At 61.1% G+C, this 18,048-nt stretch carries 17 protein-coding genes; 3 read left to right on the plus strand and 14 right to left on the minus strand.

Annotated elements, in window-relative coordinates:
- Positions 1 to 13: 13 nt before the first annotated feature.
- Positions 14 to 619, minus strand: coding sequence for a 3-isopropylmalate dehydratase small subunit (gene leuD, locus HCK86_RS13160; RefSeq protein ID WP_176084944.1), 606 nt, complete (start codon positions 617 to 619; stop codon positions 14 to 16).
- 161 nt (positions 620 to 780) lie between these two features.
- Positions 781 to 1,023, minus strand: coding sequence for a hypothetical protein (locus tag HCK86_RS13165; protein ID WP_176084945.1), 243 nt, complete (start codon positions 1,021 to 1,023; stop codon positions 781 to 783).
- A gap of 159 nt (positions 1,024 to 1,182) precedes the next feature.
- On the opposite strand from HCK86_RS13165, the gene HCK86_RS13170 reads away from it, so the two are divergent.
- From HCK86_RS13170 to HCK86_RS13180, 3 genes are all read left to right on the plus strand, one after another.
- Complete coding sequence (locus HCK86_RS13170) at positions 1,183 to 2,079, plus strand: CoA ester lyase (protein ID WP_176084946.1); 897 nt, start codon at positions 1,183 to 1,185, stop codon at positions 2,077 to 2,079.
- Positions 2,076 to 2,282: a DUF1737 domain-containing protein gene (locus tag HCK86_RS13175; protein ID WP_176084947.1), complete on the plus strand. Its 207-nt coding sequence runs from the start codon at positions 2,076 to 2,078 to the stop codon at positions 2,280 to 2,282. Before HCK86_RS13170 ends, HCK86_RS13175 begins: the two co-directional genes overlap by 4 nt.
- 146 nt (positions 2,283 to 2,428) lie before the next feature.
- Positions 2,429 to 3,496: an enoyl-CoA hydratase/isomerase family protein gene (locus HCK86_RS13180; RefSeq protein ID WP_176084948.1), complete on the plus strand. Its 1,068-nt coding sequence runs from the start codon at positions 2,429 to 2,431 to the stop codon at positions 3,494 to 3,496.
- 73 nt (positions 3,497 to 3,569) lie between these two features.
- On the opposite strand, the gene HCK86_RS13185 is transcribed toward HCK86_RS13180, so the two are convergent.
- From HCK86_RS13185 to rimP, 12 genes are all read right to left on the minus strand, one after another.
- Complete coding sequence (locus HCK86_RS13185) at positions 3,570 to 3,965, minus strand: VOC family protein (RefSeq protein WP_176084949.1); 396 nt, start codon at positions 3,963 to 3,965, stop codon at positions 3,570 to 3,572.
- Positions 3,962 to 4,978 carry a class I SAM-dependent methyltransferase gene (locus HCK86_RS13190; protein ID WP_176084950.1) on the minus strand — a complete coding sequence of 339 codons (1,017 nt, stop codon included), beginning with the start codon at positions 4,976 to 4,978 and terminating at the stop codon, positions 3,962 to 3,964. The genes HCK86_RS13185 and HCK86_RS13190 overlap by 4 nt, the downstream gene beginning before the upstream one ends.
- 82 nt (positions 4,979 to 5,060) lie before the next feature.
- Positions 5,061 to 7,208 carry a polyribonucleotide nucleotidyltransferase gene (pnp, locus tag HCK86_RS13195; protein ID WP_176084951.1) on the minus strand — a complete coding sequence of 716 codons (2,148 nt, stop codon included), beginning with the start codon at positions 7,206 to 7,208 and terminating at the stop codon, positions 5,061 to 5,063.
- A gap of 281 nt (positions 7,209 to 7,489) precedes the next feature.
- Positions 7,490 to 7,759, minus strand: coding sequence for a 30S ribosomal protein S15 (gene rpsO / locus HCK86_RS13200; RefSeq protein WP_176084952.1), 270 nt, complete (start codon positions 7,757 to 7,759; stop codon positions 7,490 to 7,492).
- Between the two features lie 176 nt (positions 7,760 to 7,935).
- Entirely contained in the window at positions 7,936 to 9,084 is a 1,149-nt protein-coding gene (locus HCK86_RS13205; protein ID WP_176085137.1) for an amidohydrolase, read from the minus strand.
- 138 nt (positions 9,085 to 9,222) lie between these two features.
- Positions 9,223 to 10,155, minus strand: coding sequence for a tRNA pseudouridine(55) synthase TruB (gene truB, locus HCK86_RS13210; protein WP_176084953.1), 933 nt, complete (start codon positions 10,153 to 10,155; stop codon positions 9,223 to 9,225).
- A 2-nt stretch (positions 10,156 to 10,157) separates the two neighbouring features.
- On the minus strand, positions 10,158 to 10,580 hold the full coding sequence (gene rbfA, locus HCK86_RS13215; RefSeq protein WP_176084954.1) for a 30S ribosome-binding factor RbfA: 423 nt from the start codon (positions 10,578 to 10,580) through the stop codon (positions 10,158 to 10,160).
- A gap of 590 nt (positions 10,581 to 11,170) precedes the next feature.
- The gene (locus HCK86_RS13220) at positions 11,171 to 11,650 is read right to left on the minus strand and encodes a hypothetical protein (RefSeq protein WP_176084955.1); all 480 of its coding nucleotides are present in this window, start codon (positions 11,648 to 11,650) and stop codon (positions 11,171 to 11,173) included.
- Positions 11,651 to 11,857: 207 nt separating this feature from the next.
- Complete coding sequence (gene infB, locus HCK86_RS13225; RefSeq protein WP_176084956.1) at positions 11,858 to 14,803, minus strand: translation initiation factor IF-2; 2,946 nt, start codon at positions 14,801 to 14,803, stop codon at positions 11,858 to 11,860.
- Between the two features lie 128 nt (positions 14,804 to 14,931).
- Complete coding sequence (locus HCK86_RS13230; protein ID WP_176084957.1) at positions 14,932 to 15,570, minus strand: RNA-binding protein; 639 nt, start codon at positions 15,568 to 15,570, stop codon at positions 14,932 to 14,934.
- Positions 15,571 to 15,575: 5 nt separating this feature from the next.
- Positions 15,576 to 17,234 carry a transcription termination factor NusA gene (nusA, locus tag HCK86_RS13235; RefSeq protein ID WP_176084958.1) on the minus strand — a complete coding sequence of 553 codons (1,659 nt, stop codon included), beginning with the start codon at positions 17,232 to 17,234 and terminating at the stop codon, positions 15,576 to 15,578.
- Between the two features lie 88 nt (positions 17,235 to 17,322).
- Entirely contained in the window at positions 17,323 to 17,931 is a 609-nt protein-coding gene (gene rimP, locus HCK86_RS13240; RefSeq protein WP_176084959.1) for a ribosome maturation factor RimP, read from the minus strand.
- Positions 17,932 to 18,048: the final 117 nt, after the last annotated feature.

Genomic DNA, 18,048 nt, shown 5'->3' on the forward strand with positions numbered 1-18,048 from the left:
CGGCTTTTCCGCCTCAGGCCCAGGGGCGATCGGCAGCGAGCCTGGCCTCATAGGTGGCAATATTGCCCTGCTTTTCCATGGTCAGCGAAATATCGTCGAGACCGTTCAGCAGGCAGTGCCGCTTGAAGCTGTCGAGTTCGAAGCTGATAGAGCCGCCATCGGGACCGGAGATTTCCTGCTTCTCGAGATCGACTGTGATGATGGCATTGGAGCCGCGCTCGGCATCATCCATCAGCATTTCCAGCTGTTCCGGCGTTACCTTGATCGGCAGAATGCCGTTCTTGAAACAGTTGTTGTAGAAGATATCGGCAAAGCTGGTGGAGATCACGCAGCGGATACCGAAATCGGCCAGCGCCCAGGGCGCATGCTCGCGCGAGGAGCCGCAGCCGAAATTGTCACCGGCAATCAGGATTTTCGCTTGGCGATAAGCCGGCTTGTTGAGCACGAAGTCGGCATTTTCGGAGCCGTCTTCATTGTAGCGCGCTTCGGCGAAGAGGCCCTTGCCGAGACCGGTGCGCTTGATCGTCTTCAGGTAATCCTTCGGGATGATCATGTCCGTGTCGATATTGACAACCGGAAGCGGCGCCGCAACGCCGGTAAGCTTGACAAATTTTTCCATTGCACGTCCTCAGCGCGTTTCTGAAGGCAGATTTTGTTTGAGAACGGGATAAAGGGCTTTTGCGCATTTTTCAATGGCAAACTGTACCTGAGGGTACGCCCACACGATTCCACCCTGGAAGCGCCGCGACAAAACGACGCTCCAAAGTGATTGATCCGGCTTTACAGATCGATGATCTTGCCGCGACCGTCATCCCAGACGCGCATGTCTTCCTGACGGGCCGACCTGCGGCGTGCGCGTACAGGAACCGCCGAGCGCTCAAGCCGCGCGGCGAAAAGGCGCGCGAGAGAAAGCACGGCAAGAACGCCAATCAGCGCGAAGCCGACAGAAGCTGCAAAGACCGTCAGAACCGCAATAGCGGCAAGACCGACGATCGCCATCAGTACCGAACGGATATTCTGCATCGTCAAAATCCTTTCACATTTGACAATCTGGCGCTTTGGCAGTTCTTTCGCAAGGGGCGAATGCAAATTTGTCTCTCCGAATAATCATCAAAATGCTGAAATAACGTTTCAGCACCCCGCAACCGCATTACTTATAGAAAATATGGTAGGACTAAGGCTATGGACCGGATTAAGCTGCGCCGTTCTGTTTTGTGTGTTCCGGCAGTCAACCGCCGCGCGCTAGCGAAGACCGCCACGCTGGACTGCGATGCTGTGATCTTCGATCTCGAAGACGCTGTCGCGCGTGAGCGCAAGGCCGAAGCGCGTGAGAATCTCGAGCAGCTCTTCATCAACAACCGCCCCCAGGGCAAGCTGACGGCAATCCGCATCAATCCGCTGTCGACGGATTTCGGCCGTGAGGACATGAAGGTGGCAATGGCCTGCCAGCCGGACGCCATTCTCCTGCCCAAGGTGGAGACTGTGGCCAATGTCGCAGCAGCCAGCGCCATCCTCAACGCCAATGGCGCGCCCCTCAGGGTCAAGCTCTGGGGCATGATCGAAACGCCGGAAGGCGTTCTCAACGCCCATGCCATTGCCGGCGCCTTCTCGGTTGCCTCCGGCGGACGCCTCGAGACCCTCGTCATCGGTGTCAATGACCTGCGTTCCGAAACCGGCGTTCTGCCGCAGTTCGGCCGTCCCTATCTGGTGCCATGGCTGATGCAGGTGCTTCTGGCCGGGCGCGCCTTCGGCCTTTCGGTGGTCGACGGGGTGTTCAACAACTACACCAATCAGGATGCCTTCATTGCCGAGTGTATCCAGGGCAACGAAATGGGCTTTGACGGCAAGATGCTGATCCATCCCTCGCAGATTGCCGGCGCGAACCAGCATTTCAGCCCGTCTCCGGCCGCCCTCGCCGAAGCGCATGCCATTATCGCGGCCTTCGCCGCACCGGAAGCGCAAGGACAGGCCGTGCTGCAATTCAACGGCCGGATGATCGAGCGGCTGCATCTGGAACAGGCCGAGGCGCTTGTCGCCATTGCCGAAGGCATTGAAAAGCCGGAAGGAGACAGCCTGTGAAGCTCTACCGTTTCCTCACCGGACCCGATGATGCCAGCTTCTGCCATCGCGTCACCGATGCGCTGAACAAGGGCTGGTCGCTCTCCGGCGCGCCGTCGATCTCCTTCAACCACGCCACCGGCCAGATGTATTGCGGCCAGGCCGTGGTGAAAGAGGTCGAGGGCAAGGACTATGACCCGTCGATGAAACTCGGCGAGCAGTAAGCGCCAGGCTTTTGCGCTCCACATTCATCAAACGCGCCGCAGACTTCAGGCCTGCGGCGCGTTTGACATTTGTCATTTGACGAACTGGCCACAGCCTCTACCAATGGTGCGGTGAGCGAAACAGCGGCTGAGAGGAAAGCAGATCCATGGATGCGACGGTGGCGACGGAAGAGCCGGTTCTGATCGAGACACGCGGTGCTGTCGGTCTGATCACCATCAACCGGCCGAAGGCACTGAACGCCCTCACCCATCAGATCATCCGCGACATGCACGCCGCGATTACGGCCTTCGAACATGCCCCTGACATCGCCGCCATTCTGGTGACAGGCAATGGCAGCCGGGGTCTGTCTGCGGGCGGCGATGTGCGCGAGGTCCGCGAAAAAGTGCTCGCCAGCGATGCGTCGGCCATCGATTTCCTCGCCGACGAATACCGGATGAATGCCCATATCGCCCGGCTCGACAAGCCCTATATCGCCATCATGGATGGCATCGTCATGGGTGGCGGGCTCGGCATTTCCGCCCATGGCTCGCACCGCATCGTCACCGAACGGAGCCGGCTTGCCATGCCCGAAACCGGGATCGGGCTGTTGCCGGATATCGGCGCGACCTGGTTCCTGTCACTGCCCGATCATGAATTCGGCACCTATATGGGCCTTTCCGGCGCAACCGTCGGGCCTGCCGACGCCATCCGCATGAAGATCGCCGATCATTTTGTCCCCGCTTCGCGGCTGCCCCGGCTGGTGGAGGCGATCCTCGCCCTTGAGGGTGAAACATTGGAACAGGCGCTCGACCCGCTGATAGCGGACTTCGCCACCAGCCCGGCCTTTTCGCCGATCGAATTCGAGCACCGGCTGATCGATATCGCCTTCCGCCATGACACTGTCGGCCAGATCCTTGCCGCATTGCGCCGCGACGGTGGCGCCTTTGCCCTTCAGACCGTCCGCCAGATCGAAGGGCGCTGCCCGGTCTCCGTCAGGCTGACGCTGGAGCTCATTCGTGAGGGTGGCCGCTCCGAACGGCTCGAAGATTGCCTGGAGCGCGAGTTTGCCGCCGGTCAGAAAATGATCTTCCGGCCCGATTTTGCCGAGGGCGTACGCGCCACGCTTATCGACAAGGATCATGATCCGCACTGGCAGCCGGACAGCCTCGATGCGGTGGATGACGCCATGATCGCGAAGATCATTGCACCGGCAGAACGCCGCCTGTTTGACTGAGGCGATCAACGCGTCGATCGGACTGGATCCGTTCGGATGATGCCCTGGCGCATCCAAAAGGACGCACGGCGTTCTAGAGCGGCATGAACGGTCGCAGCAGATAACCATCCGGATCACGCAGCCAGAGCTGGCGCTGCCCTTCCTCGCCATCTGCCGTGCGGTACCATCTGTCTTCCGGCCCCAGCACCAGCGGCCATTCGGCCGTCTGAAGCCGGGCGACAATCGCATCGAAATCATCGACGGCAAGCTGGAAATTGACGCCACCGCCAAGACCTGAGGCCAGCTCATCAATGGTCCGGCCGATGCCGATCGTATCCAGCATCAGCTGCGCCTGCCCCTTTTGAAGGAAGGCAAACCCTTCCTCCGGCCGGTCATAACGCACGGAAAAGCCGATCAGGCCGACATAGAAGGCAAGGCTTTGCTGAAGATCCCGGACGGATAGTTCCGGGATCAGCGCATTGAAATTCACTTCACGCCCCAGAGGATCTTGAAGCGGGCATTGCGGTAGGTCTCTCCATGCTGACGGCAGTTCTTCGCAAGGATGTCCTCGTAAGGCAGACCGCGATTGGCGACCAGCATCAGCTTGCCGCCCGGCTTCAGCGCCGCCAGGGCCGTTTCGATGATCGTCTGGCCGAGCGCCGGTTCTGCCGCCTGCCCGGAAGCATGGAAGGGCGGGTTCATGATGATCAGGTCATAGCGCGTCTTCACCGGACCGGCGGTCAGGTCCTGCCAGAAATACTTGACCGGCATGTGGTCGGACTTGCCGGCGAGATTGACACGCGCCCGCTCCAGCGCCCGGTGGTCGGCCTCGTAGAGATCAAGCCCGCCAAGCCGTGGTGCCGTCTCGAGCAGCATCGCCGACAGATAGCCCCAGCCGGCGCCGAAATCGGCAGCCAGACCGGCAAAATCCTCCGGCAGGCGTTCGCCCAGAAGACGTGAGCCTTCGTCGATCCGGTCGTGGGAGAAAAGCCCGGGGACGGTGGTGAAGCGGCCATCGATCTCGACGGCGGGATGGGTGAGCGCCGCAATCGCGGCTTCAGGCTTTTCCGGGCGGGCGAGCCAGATCGCCACACCGTGATATTTCGGTGTCGATTCAACACCGTCAATCAGGCCGGCAAGGCGCTTGCGCATCGACTGCACGCCCTCTTCCTTGGCGCCCGCGATCACGATCATGCCACCGGGGACCGTATTGGCCAGCGCCTCGGCGATATGATTTTCGTTCTCGCCGCGATGCTTGGTCAACAGCACCAGCGACAGATCGTATGGCCCGTCGCCACGCTCCGGCTCGACCGCCACACCTGCGGCCTTCAGGCCATCGAACAGGCTTTTCAGCGGCTGCACGGCGCAGATCTCCGCGCCGAAGCCCTGGGGCAGGCGGAAGCCGGGCTCGGCACCGTAAAACAGCGCACGGCCGGACGCGGGCATGTCGAGCACGCCGTTTTCAAAAGGATAGAACAGGGTTTTCAGCGTTTCGCGAGACATGGCTCAAGCTTCCTCGATAAGGCAAGGGGCGCGGGCAGAAATTGCCCGCGCCCCGAAATGCAGCATATGGAATGGGGACGCCTTATTCAGCGTCGTCCTTCTTTTCCTTGCGCTCGGGCTTCGGCAATTCCTTGCCGGTTGCCTGATCGACGATCTTCATCGACAGCTTGACCTTGCCACGCTCATCGAAACCGATGAGCTTGACCCAGACCTTGTCGCCTTCCTTGACCACGTCGGTGGTCTTGGCAACGCGTTCCTGTGCCAGCTGGGAGATGTGGACCAGACCGTCGCGGGCGCCGAAGAAGTTGACGAAAGCGCCGAAATCGGCGGTCTTGACAACCGTGCCCTCATAGATGGCGTTCAGTTCCGGCTCGTCAACGATCGAGTGGATCCACTTCTTGGCGGCCTCGATCTCCTTGCCGGAAGACGATGCGATCTTGATCGTGCCGTCATCTTCGATGTTGATCTTGGCGCCGGTCTTTTCAACGATTTCGCGGATGACCTTGCCGCCCGAACCGATAACGTCACGGATCTTGTCGACCGGAATGTTCATCACTTCGATGCGCGGTGCAAATTCGCCGAGCTGCGAACGGCTCTCGGTGATGGCCTTGGCCATTTCGCCGAGAATGTGCAGACGGCCGCCCTTGGCCTGGTTCAGTGCAACGGACATGATCTCTTCGGTGATACCGTCGATCTTGATGTCCATCTGCAGCGAGGTGATGCCGGAATCGGTACCGGCAACCTTGAAGTCCATGTCGCCGAGGTGGTCTTCGTCGCCGAGAATATCGGACAGGACAGCGAAGCGTTCACCTTCCTTGATCAGGCCCATGGCGATACCGGCAACCGGCTTGGCCAGCGGAACACCGGCATCCATCAGCGCCAGCGAGGTGCCGCAGACGGTGGCCATCGAGGACGAACCGTTGGATTCGGTGATTTCAGAAACAACACGCAGCGTGTAGGGGAACTGTTCGGTTTCCGGCAGCATCGGATGGACAGCGCGCCAAGCGAGCTTGCCATGACCGATTTCGCGGCGGCCCGGCGAACCCATGCGGCCCGTCTCACCGACCGAATAGGGCGGGAAGTTGTAGTGCAGCATGAACTTTTCTTTGTACATGCCGGTCAGGCTGTCGACATACTGCTCGTCTTCGCCAGTGCCAAGCGTGGCAACAACCAGGGCCTGGGTTTCACCACGGGTGAACAGCGCCGAACCATGGGTACGCGGCAGAAGGCCGACTTCAGCAGTGATCGGACGCACGGTCTGAAGATCACGGCCGTCGATGCGGCTCGATGTGTCGAGAATGTTCCAGCGAACGATCTTGGCCTGCAGATGCTTGAAGACCGAAGCGATATCTTCGTCGGAATACTTCGCCTCTTCGCCTTCGGCCGGAGCGAAATGCGCCTTGACCTTGGCCTTGACGGCATCGACAGCGGCGTAGCGGGACGCCTTTTCGGTGATCTTGTAGGCATCACGCAGTTCGGCTTCGGCAAAGGCCAGCATTTCGCCTTCCAGCGCGGAGAAATCTTCCGGCTCGAATTCGCGCGGCTCCTTGGCAGCAACCTCAGCCAGCTTGATGATCGCGTCGATCACCGGCTGGAAGCCCTTGTGGCCGAACATGACGGCGCCGAGCATGATGTCCTCAGGCAGCTCCTTGGCTTCCGATTCAACCATCAGAACAGCCTCGGTCGTGCCGGCAACGACGAGATCAAGTGCCGTTTCCGGCATTTCGTCGATATGCGGGTTCAGCACATACTGGCCGTTGATGTAGCCGACGCGGGCGCCGGCGATCGGGCCCATGAACGGAACGCCGGAAACCGTCAGCGCGGCCGAGGTCGCAACCATGGACAAGATGTCCGGGTTGTTTTCCATGTCGTGCTGCAGAACGGTGACCACGACCTGGGTGTCGTTCTTGTAGCCTTCCGGGAAAAGCGGACGGATCGGACGGTCGATCAGGCGCGAAACCAGCGTTTCGTTTTCGCTCGGACGGCCTTCACGCTTGAAATAGCCGCCCGGGATCTTGCCGGCAGCATAGGTCTTTTCCTGATAGTTGACCGTCAGGGGGAAGAAATCCTGGCCCGGCTTCACGTCCTTGGCCGAAACGACGGTCGCTAGAACGACGGTTTCGCCATAGGTCGCGATCACGGCTCCATCGGCCTGACGGGCAACCTTGCCGGTCTCCAGCTTCAGCGGCCGGCCGGCCCACTCGATTTCCACGGTGTGGGTGTTGAACATGTCTTGTCCTTTTTCTGCTTCCCGCAACGCCTGCCCATGGCCTGCCGCTGCGGGTTCATCTCAAATGACGCATCATGGGCAAGACAGCTCGCCGCTTCTGAAATAAGGGAAGCGGCCGGCAATCCTGCCCCATGACGGGTCTCTTCATGTGGCACGGCCGCCCCCGGCGAACCGTCTAGTCCTCCTGCAGCGCCGCCACCTGCGCTACAGGGTGCCAAAGCGCGCCCCTGGCGCGCCTTTTCAAAGGAAAAAGGCGGACGCAAACGCCCGCCTTTAAAAAATCAGCGACGGATGCCGAGACGACCGATCAGAGCGGTGTAGCGGGCTTCGTCATTGCGCTTGAGGTAATCAAGCAGCGAACGGCGGCTGGAAACGAGCTTCAGCAGGCCACGACGGGAGTGGTTGTCCTTCTTGTGGTCCTTGAAGTGCTCGGTCAGATTGGTGATCCGCTCGGTCAGGATGGCAACCTGAACTTCCGGCGAACCGGTGTCGCCTTCCTTGGTTGCGTATTCCTTGATCAGCTCGGCCTTGCGTTCAGCAGTGATCGACATCGTAACGTCCTTTCTGTGTAACGAGGATTTAAAGTCGCCCCGGCCGGGATGTCGTCCAGCAGAGGTCATTCAAAAGCATATGTTGCAATGCTGGCGGTCATATAGGGCAAAAGGCAGGGATTGTCGAGCCCGCCAGTAAATCCACGACCCGCAGCGCTCGCCCCGGGGCGCGGGCCTCAGCCGAGAAGATCGCGCGCGACGCGCATGAAGACCCGTCCGCCGATTTCGATCAGATCATCGGGAAAGGCATAATCGGGATTGTGCAGATCGGCATTGTCCATTCCCGAACCGAGAAAGAACATCGCCGCCGGGCAGATCTTGCCGAAGCGGCCGAAATCCTCCGATGCCCGCATCGGCAGATCACCGCGATCAAAGGCGACACCTTCCGCCGTCAGCGCTGCGGCGAGATGATCAACCGCTTCCCCGGCATTTTCGCAATGCATGAAAATGTCATCATAGCTGATCGCAACGCCAAGCCCGCAGCGACCTGCCGCGTCGATGGCAACCGCCTCGGCCCTTTCCCGCAAGGCATCCATCCGGTCATCGGTCAGCGTTCGAAGCGTCACCCAGACTTCCGCCGCCCCCGGTGCGATGCCAAAGGCGCGTTCGCCCATTTCCGCGTGGGTCACGGTCACCAGCGCAAAATCGGCGTCGCTGTGCCGGCCATGGGCAAGCGCGGCCAGCGCCGGCATGATTTCCGCCAGGGCAGGCATGGGCGAAACGCCCGTATGCGGCAGCGACGCATGGGCCGTCTTGCCGGAGAGAATGATGCGCATGCCGCGCGAGGCGCAATTGACCGGACCCGCCATCAGCGATGCCGTCCCGATCGCCATGCCCGGCTGGTTGTGCAGCGAAAAAGCCATGTCAGGCGCAAGAGCAGCAAATTGCGGATCGGCGATCACCGCTGCCGCCCCAGCACCGGTCTCCTCCGCCGGCTGATAGAGCAGCACCGCCCTGCCGCGCGCCGGCCTTTGTCTGGAAAGACCGGTCGCCAGCGCTGTCAGGATCGCCATATGCCCGTCATGGCCGCAAAGATGCCCCTTGCCCGGCACTTCGGAGGCATAATCGAGCCCGGTCAGTTCCTCGATCGGCAGGGCATCGAGCTCGGCGCGAAACAGCACGGTTGGCCCCGGCTCGGCGCCTTCAAAGACAGCGGCAACACCATGACCGCCAAGACCGGTCACAAGCGCATCCGGTTTCAGCGGCTGAAGATAGGACGCGACCCTTCCCGCCGTTCGCCGCTCTTCACCGGAGATTTCCGGATGACGGTGCAGATCGTGGCGCAGTTCGATGAGGTCGACAAGGTCGCGGTTGGTGAGAAACATGGGCAGGCTCGATATGATTGGCATCAACGCCGCCACATTCCTCCCCTCGGCCCGGCATTGCAAGTCCGTAGCTGCCGGATACGAAAAGGCCGCCCGCACCGAGATGCGAGCGGCCTGTCACAACAGGTCCTGAAATTCTCAGCCGAAAACGCGGCGCGGCTTGAACTGGCCCTCGGCGATCTCGCCAATGGCAATCAGCTTGCCACCGATCGAGGCATAGGCATCCGGTTCCGCGACGGGCGCCTGGGCGCCGCGCAGAATGATCGGATTGCCAAGGCGCAGACGCCGGGCCTGATCATCATTGACCGGCACATGCGGCAGGCTTGCCAGCGCTTCGGCAGTATCAAGCAGCATGGCATCGAGCGCTGCGAGGCGCTCGGCTTCATCCTCGATGTCTTCCAGCGCCACCAGATCGGCCAGCGGCACCAGCATATCCTCGGCAAAGGGGGCGACGAAGGGTCGCCGCAGTGCCGAGATGTGGCCAAAGCAGCCAAGATCGCGCCCCATGTCGCGGGCCAGTGCCCTGACATAGGTGCCCTTGCCGCACTCGACTTCGAAATCGGCGGTGTTTTCATCCGGGCAGCCGATCAACGTCAGCCGGTGAATTTCGACCTCGCGGGCGGGCATCTCCACCGTCTCGCCTTCACGGGCGAGATCATAGGCGCGGGCGCCATCAATCTTGATCGCCGAGAACTGCGGCGGCACCTGCTCGATCACCCCGGTATATTTGCCCAGAAGCGCTTCGATATCGGCCTTTGACGGACGCTTCGGCGACGTTTCCGTCACCTCGCCTTCCAGATCATCAGAAGCACGCTCTTCCCCCCAGGTGACGGAAAATTCGTAGATCTTGCGACCTTCCATCACATAAGGCACCGTCTTGGTGGCATCGCCAAGGGCGATCGGCAGCATGCCGGAGGCCAGCGGGTCAAGCGTACCCGCATGCCCGGCCTTTTGTGCCTTGAACAGCCACTTGATCTTGGAAACAGCTTCGGTGGAGCCGAAATCAACCGGCTTGTCGAGGATCAGCCAGCCGGAAATCGGACGGCCCTTGGGTTTTCTCTGTCGTGCCATGCTCAGTCGTTATTGTCGTTGTTGTCGTCGTCTTCATCGTGATCGAGATCGCGCGCCACTTCCGGCGAGCGCAGAAGCTCGTCGATTTTCGCGAAATTGTCGAAACTGGTATCATCGCGGAACCGCAGTTCCGGCATATATTTCATCTGCCGCAGCTCCGGGCTCACCCGGCCACGCAGGTAGCGGGCATGGTGATTGAGGGCTGCAACAAGTGCATCGTGATCGTGATTGCCAAGCGGCGTGACATAGGCCGTGGCAATCTTCAGATCGGGCGACATGCGCACTTCTGAAATCGAAATCACAGTGTTTTCGATCAGCGGATCGCGGATATCGCCCCTCTGCAACACTTTCGTCAATGCGGCACGCACCTGTTCACCAACGCGCAGCATGCGCTGGGAGGGCGCCGAGGATGTGGCTCTCGTCATCTTGGCTCTGATTCTGTCGTCTACGTGTTTGCGCTCTGTCCGCTTGTAACGGGGTTCGAACCCGCCCGGACAGTTCCTTGCGTGATTGGCGGGTCGTTTAGCGCGTTGTCGCCTTCAGGTCAATCGCTGCGCGGCAGATTGGGCGCTGGCGCATGACCATCCGCCTAAAGTCGGAAACCGCCCCAAGCGTTTGATCCAGCGCAAAGCCTCTGCTGAAAACCAAGGCTAAAGATGATCTCAACAACCGGCAGAAGGGCTTCCAAAGCCTTTCGGAATGCAGAACAGAGGGAGCCATTTCGCCGTTTCAGATCCAGTTTCAGGACACTTCATCTTCTCCTCCTCCTTCAACTCGTGAAGTGTTCTGGTCGGCCGCGTCCCGCTCGGCCATTCTCCCTCCTCTCATATGCGGGAAACTAAAAAACGGGCCGCGCCATGCGGTCCGTTTTCATTTGTTCCCAGCCCATCTGGAGTCTTTGCGCATCAGGCTCCTGGAGCGCCGTGCGGCCTTTTGGGCGCACCAGGACGCTCCATCTTCTTGTATCGCCGCATCGTTCTTTTCGAAAATCGTTTCCGATTTTTGAGCCGATGCGCTAGCGCACACCGTTCCTCGGGATCAGCTTGGCCCGCGGCAGTCGCACCTCCATCTGTTCGGGCTGCGGCCTTCCGCGCAGCCGCGCCCGGGGTATCACAATCGGCTGGTCAGGCATGTGTGGACGCAACCTTGCCCGTGGCAAGAGGATCGGCTGCACCGGCAGTTCGGGTGGACCGCTCCGCTGCATGACCGGCTCCTCGTTGGTGCCCGGCCCCGTCGACCAGATCTCTTCATAAATCGACGACATGTTCAGCTCCGAATGCGCCTCGCTCTGTTTCAATGAGCTGATTGACCCCGGCGGTGTTGCAGGCCTTTCATCGAGCGCTTCGGGAGCGGATGAAGCAATACCGTTCCACAGGGAGCGAATGGTTGCGCCCGCGGATGGTTCAGGACGAACCGCCTTGGGTGCAGCCAGGCGCGCGGGAGCGGAATGATAAGGTCGGAAGGCACTGTTTTCGGAAATATGAAGGAAAGCCATAGGAAAATTACGCTCTGACTAAAGGGGTAAAAAAGCCGGCGGGCGAAGCACATGCGACAGCCTGCCGACACATGTGAGACCCGACTATCGCCGCGGCACACCCGAACGAAAATTCGATTTTCCTGATACTCCGCCGCGATTACCCATCAAAAAGGCCGGCCCGCTGAAGCGGACCGGCCCTTCTTCGATGATCGCGGCAACGCGCTGTCAGAGCGTGCGGCTGATATGTTCGACGCGGAAGCACTCGATCGTGTCGCCAGCGCGGATATCTTCGTAATTTTCGAAGGCCATGCCGCATTCCTGACCGACCGGCACTTCGCCGACTTCGTCCTTGAAGCGCTTGAGCGTCTTGAGCTTGCCCTCGTGGATGACCACGTGATCGCGCACCAGACGGACACCGGCACCACGTTCGACCTTGCCTTCGGTGACCCGGCAGCCGGCAACCTTGCCGACCTTGGAAATGTTGAAGACCTCGAGGATCTCCGCATTGCCGAGGAAGGTTTCGCGGCGCTCCGGCGACAGCAGTCCCGACATCGCAGCCTTCACGTCATCCACCAGATCGTAGATGATGTTGTAGTAGCGGATCTCGATGCCGGCCTGTTCGGCAGCACGGCGGGCCTGGGTATTGGCACGAACGTTGAAGCCGATGATCGCGGCATCGGAGGCTTCCGCCAGCGAGATATCCGATTCGGTGATACCACCGGCCGCCGCGTGGACGATCCGGGCACGAACCTCATCGGTCCCAAGCTTGTCGAGGGCCGCCTGAATCGCTTCGACCGAACCCTGAACGTCGCCCTTGATAACGAGCGGGAATTCCTTCCGGCCCGTATCCTGGAGCTGGCTCATCATCTGTTCCAGCGAACCGCGCGAACCCGACTGGCGGGCCGCCGCCTTGTCGCGGGCAAGCCGCTGGCGATATTCGGCGATCTCGCGGGCCTTGGCTTCGTTCTCAACAACGGCAAAGCGGTCACCGGCGGCCGGCGTTCCCGAAAGACCGAGAATTTCGACAGGTGTCGACGGACCGGCATCCTTGACATGGGTGCCGCGGTCATTGACCAGTGCGCGCACACGCCCCCACTGATCACCGGCAACGATGATCTGACCCGGCGTCAGCGTACCCTTTTGAACCAGAACCGTGGCGACGGCACCGCGGCCGCGGTCAAGCTCGGCTTCAATGACCACACCTTCTGCGGTACGGTCCGGATTGGCCTTCAGGTCGAGAATTTCCGACTGCAGCAGGATCGCTTCCAGCAGCTTGTCGAGATTCTTGCCGGTCTTGGCCGAAACCTCGACTTCCAGCGTCTCGCCGCCCATGGTTTCAACGAAAACCTCATGCTGCAGCAGCGCTGTACGCACCCGCTGCGGATCGGCTTCCGGCTTGTCGATCTTGTTGATCGCCACGATGATCGGAACGCCGGCCGCCTTGGCATGGCTGATGCTCTCGATCGTCTGCGGCATCACGCTGTCATCGGCAGCAACCACCAGAATGGCAATGTCGGTCGCCTGGGCACCGCGGGCACGCATCGCGGTAAAGGCGGCGTGGCCGGGCGTGTCGATGAAGGTAATCTTCTGACCATCCTGCTCGACCTGATAGGCGCCGATATGCTGGGTGATACCGCCAGCTTCTCCGGCCACCACATTGGCATGGCGGATCGCATCCAGCAGCGAGGTCTTGCCGTGGTCGACATGGCCCATGATGGTGACGACCGGCGCACGGGACACCATGTCCTTTTCATCGTCCTCACGACCGAAGATACCCTCTTCGACGTCGGATTCAGCAACGCGCTTGACGGTGTGACCAAATTCGGTGGCAATCAGCTCGGCGAGATCGGCATCGATCACGTCGCCGGGCTTCATCATCTGCCCTTCCTTCATCAGATACTTGATCACGTCGACGGCCCGTTCGGACATACGCTGTGACAGTTCCTGAATGGTGATGGTTTCCGGCAGGATGACCTCGCGCAGTACCTTCTCGCGCGGCTCCTGAGCCTGGGCACGGCGGAATTTCTCCTGCCGCCGGCGCATCGCCGAAAGCGAACGACCACGGGTCGCACCGCCATCCTCGTCGGAGGTAACGGTGGTGACCGTCAGCTTGCCACGGCGGCGTTCACCCTCGCCCTTCGGGCGGGCTGCCGGCTTGGCGGCAGCATCGGGACGCACGACCTTGCCGCGAACGGCTGCCGGACCGCGGGCGCTGCGATCATCCTCTTCGGTTTCGCGGCGCGGCTTGCGGCCACGCGCTGCATCATCATCATCGCTGGCACGGGTGGCCGTGCGCGTGCGCTGTCCGGCACGTGCAAGCTGCGCCTCGGCCTCGGCGGGATCCGTCACGACCTTCTCGGTAGCGCGCGGGGCGTTGGCACGCGGCGCAGGCCTTGCAGCCGGACGGGCCGGCTCGGCGGCGGGACGCTCCGCGGCTTCGCTTGCAGCGGTTTCGGCGGCGGTCTTTGCTTCCTCAGCGGCGCGCTTGGCGGCCTCTGCCTCTTCCGCAACGCGGCGGGCTTCTTCTTCAACCTTGCGCTTGGCATCGATCTCTGCCTGGCGACGGGCTTCTTCAGCCTCGGCGACACGGCGACGCTCGTCTTCGGCATCACGGGCCTGCGCTTCGATCAGCGCCCGGCGACGGGCTTCCATTTCACCGGCGGACAGATCATGCAAAACATTGCCGCCACGGCCACGATTGCCATGATTGCGATCCTGACGCGGACCATTGCCTGACCCCTGGCCACCACGCTGGCGGTTCTGATGATTGCCCTGATTGCGATCCTGACGCGGCCCGCCACCCTGACGGTGCTGCGACTGCGGCGCGCGGGCAGCAGGCTGCTGCGGCTGGGGTGCCGGACGGGCTGGCGCTGCTTCCGTGCGCACTGGCGCCGGTTCGGCGGCCTTGACCGGTGCGGGAGCAGCAGCCGGAGCTGGTGCGGGTGCTGCCGGGCGCTGCGGAGCAGCCGGCGCCGGCTGCGGTGCTGCCGCTGCAGCCGGTTCATCCTCGGGCTTGTGAACCCGGCGTTTGCGGGTTTCGACCACGACTGCCTTGCTGCGACCGCGGCCCATATCCTGGCGCACGGTTCCCTGGCTGACACCCGACGGCTTGAGTGTAAGTGTTTTCTTGCCCGATACGCTGAGTGTCTTGTCGTCTTTATTGTCCGTCATACGGTTCCCGTTCCTTGGGGCGAGAACCGGCTTTCAGGAAAAAGCGCGCATTCCCGCTATCTAAATCAAAAAGTGGCGTCCGGCCAAAATCCGTGACGTCGTCATTGTCTTGTCATCGCCGCGTTTCCTCAGCGCTTGGCACTAGGCCCTCCTGCCCGAAACCTTACGAGCATGTTTGCGCGCTTCACTACACCCTCACCGGCCTTCCCCGCAAGCGCTGCAGCGTGTTTAAACGCATTCTCGCCCAAAAGAGCGATCAATTCTTCTGTCCCGAAGGGACGAAAAGCCGGAATCTCGGTATCGAGCTCATTTGCGAGCATGAATGCCTTGCGCGCCTGATCAAGCTTGCGCACCCCGTCATCGGCCGCATCTTCAGCGTGAAACACCGCGATGGCCTGCCCCGAACGGATCGCCAGATCGACCTTTGTCGAGCCAGTGACAAACTCGCCTGCCTTGCGCGCCATATGGATCATGCCAGCAAGCTGACGGGCCAAAAGCCCGTCGACCATATCCGCCAATTCTGGCTCTGCCGTGACCTTCGCCTTCAGCGCGCGGGAAAAAAGCTTTTTTTCAACCGCCTGTGCCACGGCCCATCGTTCGGCCGTGACCCAGCAACCCCGACCCGGCAACTCCCGTTTGAGGTCAGGAAACACGACGTCGCCGGGACCGGCGACGAAGCGGATCAGATCCTCCGGCGTGCCCGTCTGGCGGGTAACGATGCAGGTTCGCTCGTTCATCTCCGCCTCTTCATCGCGGGCAGGCTCCATGTTGCTCAGGCCTTTTCCTCACCATCGGCTTCGGTTTCGGCAACGGCGTCGCCTTCTTCGCCAGCCTCTTCTGCGACAGCGTCTTCCTCAGCCGCTTCCGCAGCACTGGCAAGATCTGCCTCGGTGATCCAGCCCGCAGCGAGACGTGCCTGAACAACCATGTTCTCGGCTTCCACACGCGACAGGTCGAAGGAAGACAGAATGCCTTCGAAACGCTTGGTCTGGCCGTTCTGGCGCTCGCTCCAGCCAACCAGATCGTCAGCAGCGCAGCCGGCGAAATCTTCAAGCGTCTTCACACCATCCTCGCCGAGTGCCACCATCATCGCCGACGTCATGCCGTCGATCTGACGCAGGTCGTCAGAGACGCCCAGCGCACGGCGCTTCTCGTCCATCTCGGCTTCAAGACGTTCCAGATATTCGCGTGCACGCGTCTGGATTTCCTGGGCCGTTTCCTCGTCAAAGCCTTCGATCGAGGAGATTTCATCGAGTTCGACATAGGCCACTTCGTCAATGGCTGCGAAGCCTTCCGAAGCGAGAACCTGACCGACCATCTCGTCGACATCAAGCGCTTCCATGAACAGCTGCGAACGCTCGTTGAATTCCTTCTGGCGGCGCTCCGATTCCTCGTGCTCCGTCATGATGTCGATGTCCCAGCCGGTGAGCTGCGAGGCAAGGCGGACATTCTGGCCGCGACGGCCGATGGCCAGCGACAGCTGCTCGTCGGGAACGACAACCTCGATGCGCTCGGCGTCCTCATCCAGAACGACCTTGGCCACTTCGGCCGGCTGCAGCGCGTTGACGATGAAGGAGGCAGGATCTTCCGACCACGGAATGATGTCGATCTTCTCACCCTGCAATTCGCCGACAACGGCCTGAACGCGGGAACCGCGCATACCGACGCAGGCGCCGACCGGATCGATCGAGGCATCGTTGGAGACAACGGCGATCTTGGCGCGCGAGCCCGGGTCGCGGGCAACCGACTTGATCTGGATGATGCCGTCATAGATTTCCGGCACTTCCATGGTGAAGAGCTTGACCATGAACTGCGGGTGGGTACGCGACAGGAAAATCTGCGGACCGCGCTGCTCGCGCCGCACGTCATAGACATAGGCGCGGATGCGATCGCCATAGCGCGGGGCCTCGCGCGGGATCATCTCGTCACGGCGGATAATGGCTTCACCGCGGCCGAGATCGACGATGACATTGCCGTATTCGACGCGCTTGACCGTGCCGTTGACGATCTCGCCGATCCGGTCATGATATTCTTCATACTGGCGGTCACGCTCGGCTTCGCGCACTTTCTGCACGATCACCTGCTTGGCCGACTGGGCGGCAATACGGCCGAAATCCATCGGCGGCAGCGGATCGGCGATGAAATCCCCGATCTTGGCTTCGGGGTTGCGGTCCTGGGCCAGCGCCAGCGGGATCTGGAGGTTATAGTCCTCGGCGTGATCGACAACTTCCAGCAGACGCTGAAGGTGGATTTCTCCGGTCTTCGGATTGATGTCGGCGCGGATATTGGTGTCCGTGCCATAGCGCGAGCGCGCCGCCTTCTGGATCGCATCGGCCATGGCGGCCAGAACGATCTCGCGGTCGATAGACTTTTCCCGCGCCACTGCATCGGCAATCTGCAACAGTTCAAGCCGGTTCGCACTCACTGCCATTGATCTGTCTCCGTCTTCAAAAGGGGAACCGTCGGTTCCGATGTCATTCTTTGTCAGGCCCGTGCCGCTTCAGCGGCAATGCAGGGCCTCAGTTGCTTTCGGCACCTTCGCCATCATCCGGCGTGCCATTTTCATTGGCCGCCCGCGCCTTTGCCTGCTTGTCGGCACGCAGCGCATCGCGGATCAGTTCATCCGTCAAAATCAGCTTGGCATCGGCCAATGCCGAAAAGGGGATCGTCACCTCCGGGGCCTCGCCATAGGCAACGCCATCGCGCAACAGCGTGAAATCATCCGGTCCCGCTTCAATGATGCGGCCGCGGAAACGCTTGCGGCCGTCGACCATCACCGAGGTCTCGCATTTCATCAGATGACCCTTCCAGCGATAGAAATCCGTCTTGCGGACCATCGGCCGGTCAATACCGGGTGACGACACTTCGAGATTATAGGCGCGGTCGATCGGGTCTTCGACGTCGAGCACCGGCGACACGGCCATGGAGACCTCTTCACAGTCCTCCACCGTCATCGTGCCATCATTGCGCTCGGTCATGATCTGCAGCGTCAGGCCGTTCTGGCCGGAAAGGCGCACGCGCACCAGCTTGAAGCCCAGATCCTGCAGGACCGGCTCGATCAGATCGGCAACGCGCTTGTCGATACCCGTCTCGACGATCAGCCGTTCTTCCATCGAATTCACATCCATTGTCGTTTCCGTTTCCGCCGGGAATTGCGCGCCAAATAAAAAAGAGCGGGTCCGGCCGGCCCCACTCTCCATCTGACGATCAAGAATTTTGCCGGGTGATACACCCGTTCTGCCCAA

The sequence above is a fragment of the Martelella sp. HB161492 genome, assembly GCF_013184775.1.
GTDB lineage: Bacteria > Pseudomonadota > Alphaproteobacteria > Rhizobiales > Rhizobiaceae > Martelella.